Source organism: Priestia sp. SIMBA_032 (assembly GCF_046535215.1).
GTDB classification, from domain to species: domain Bacteria; phylum Bacillota; class Bacilli; order Bacillales; family Bacillaceae_H; genus Priestia; species Priestia aryabhattai.
This window is the reverse complement of sequence record NZ_JAWRXD010000086.1, coordinates 1-582: the sequence shown is the minus strand read 5'-3', so window position 1 is coordinate 582 and position 582 is coordinate 1. Positions and strand designations below refer to the sequence as shown.

The window sequence follows — 582 nt, the reverse complement described above, 5'->3', positions numbered from 1 at the left end:
CTCGAGTAAATTTACATCTTCCAGGACCAGGGGTTGGAGGACATTGTTTAGCAGTGGACCCGTATTTTATTATTGAAAAGGCACCCGAAGAGTCTCAATTAATTTCTAATGCGCGCTTTATAAATAATTCTATGCCTGTATTTGTTGTGGAGCAATTAGCAAAAATTATTCCAGATAAAAATGCAAAAGTTGCAGTTTTAGGAATTACATATAAAGGTAATATCGATGATGTCAGAGAAAGTCCAGCTATGACAATTGTAGATTTACTTAAAGAACAGGGTTATGAAGTTGCTGTACATGATCCTCATGTTCATGAAAATCAGGTCCATTTTAATTTATATAGTCTAGAGAATGCTGTAAAAAATGCAGAATGTATTTTAGTACTAACAGACCATAATGAGTTTAAACAAATAGATGAACAAGTCATTATTGATAACGCAAGAAAGGCTATTATATTTGATACACGTAATTGTATGAATATAAGCAGTAAACAAATTTCTTATTACAATTTTAATAATCTATATGAACTAAGAAGTTTATCAAGCATAAGAGTATAATGAACTAATTGCAAATGGTTGGTTA

General features: G+C 30.9%; 1 protein-coding gene. It reads left to right on the top strand.

Annotation, left to right across the window (positions count from 1 at the left end; translation table 11 throughout):
- Positions 1–557 (top strand): UDP binding domain-containing protein (locus tag SB717_RS33425; protein ID WP_410907091.1); only part of this gene is annotated, 557 nt, incomplete at its 5' end.
- Positions 558–582 lie beyond the last annotated feature (25 nt).